Genomic DNA, 1,884 nt, shown 5'->3' with positions numbered 1-1,884 from the left:
GGGATGCGCTGGTATCGCACCGGTGATCTGGGCCGGTACTGGCCGGACGGGACGCTGGAGTTCCTGGGCCGGGTCGATCAGCAGGTCAAGGTGCGTGGGCACCGGATCGAGCTGGGCGAGGTGGAGGCCGCCCTGCTCGCCCATCCGGCCGTCGGCCAGGCCGTGGCCACTGTCGTCGGCGGGGCCGCCCGCCGGCTGGCCGCCCTGGCCGTACCGGCCGCCGGAGCCGACACACCCGGCCCGGACGAGCTGCGCGCATGGCTCACCGACCGGCTGCCGCCGTACATGGTGCCCGAGCACGTCACACTGCGCCCGGACGTCCCCCTCACACCCAACGGCAAGATCGACCGTGCGGCCGTCACCCGCATCGCGGGCGAGCACGCCGTGGACCGGGCCGAACGCCTCGACCCGCCTCGCGAAGGGCTGGAGAGCACCGTCGCCGACCTGTGGCGCGAGCTGCTCGGCGTGGACGCCGTCGGGCGCGACCACGACTTCTTCACCCTCGGCGGCGACAGCCTGCTCGCCACCCGGCTCATCACCCGGCTGCGCGCCGCCGGTGTCGCGGGCGCCGAGCTGTCCCACCTGTTCGAGCGGCCCGTTCTCGCCGACTTCGCCGCGACCCTGCGACCCGGCGACCCGGCCGGCGGGACCGGCCGGTCCGCGCTGCGGGCCGACCCCGAGCACCGGCACGACCCGTTCCCGCCGACCGACGTGCAACGTGCCTACTGGGTGGGCCGGACCGACGACTTCGCCCTGGGCGGCGTCGGCTGCCACTTCTACACCGAGTACGACCTGACCGGGCTCGACGTCGCCCGCCTGGAGGAGGCGTGGAACCGGCTCGTCCAACGGCACGAGATGCTGCGCGCCGAGTTCCTGCCCGACGGCCGACAACGCATCCTGCCGCGGGTGCCGCGCTTCACCATCCCCGTCGTGGACGCCGGCGACGACGCCGACCGGGCCCTCGCCGACCTCCGCGACGCCATGTCGCACCAGGTCCTCGACGCCACCCGCTGGCCGCTGTTCGACGCGCGCGCCGTACGGTACGGCGACGGCCGCACCCGGCTCGGCGTCAGCTTCGACAACATCGTCCTCGACGCGCTCAGCACCATGACCCTGCTGCGCGAGCTGGAGACCCTGTACGCGGACCCGGCCGCCGAGCTGCCCCCGATCGGCATGTCGTTCCGCGACTACGTGCTGACCGTCGAGCCGGACCCGGAGGCGCTGCGCCGCGCGGAGACCTACTGGTCGCAGCGGGTGGCCGACCTGCCACCCGGCCCGCAGCTCCCGCTCGCCGCCGACCCCGCCCGGATCGGCCGGCCCCGCTTCGCGCGCCGTCAGGCACGGCTGTCGCCCGGGCAGTGGGCCGCGATCAAGGAGACCGCGCGCGCGTGCGGCCTCACCCCGTCCACGGTGCTCGCCACCGCGTTCGCCGAGGTGCTCGGCGCGTGGAGCGCCCGCCAGGACCTGACGATCAATCTGACGCTGTTCGACCGGCGGGAGGTGCACCCCGACATCGACGCGGTCCTCGGCGACTTCACCTCGCTGCTGCTGGTCGCCTACCAGCCGCAGCCCGGTGACACGTGGCTGGACAGCGCCCGCCGCCTGCAACGGCAGGTCGTCCGCGACCTGGAGCACAGCGAGGTCTCCGCCATCCAGGTGATGCGCGAACTGGCCAGGCGGACCGGCTCCGCCGAGGTGACCATGCCGGTCGTCTTCACCAGCACCCTCGGCGTCACCGGCGAGGACGGGGCGGCCACCGGCCGGATGTTCGCCGAGCCGGTGTGGGGCGTCTCCCAGACGCCGCAGGTGTGGCTGGACCACCAGGTGGTGGAGGTGGACGGCGGGCTGCTGTTCAACTGGGACGCGGTGGAGGAGCTGTTCGCG

The 1,884-nt window shown here is 74.3% G+C and carries 1 protein-coding gene; it reads left to right on the top strand.

The annotated features are described in order from the left end of the window. A partial coding sequence (locus ACGF0J_RS38015) for a condensation domain-containing protein (RefSeq protein ID WP_393154166.1) occupies positions 1–1,884 on the top strand: 1,884 nt, incomplete at both ends.

The organism is Nonomuraea sp. NPDC047897, assembly GCF_043204415.1.
Taxonomy (GTDB): Bacteria; Actinomycetota; Actinomycetes; order Streptosporangiales; family Streptosporangiaceae; genus Nonomuraea.
This window is presented reverse-complemented; position numbering and strand designations above follow the sequence as displayed.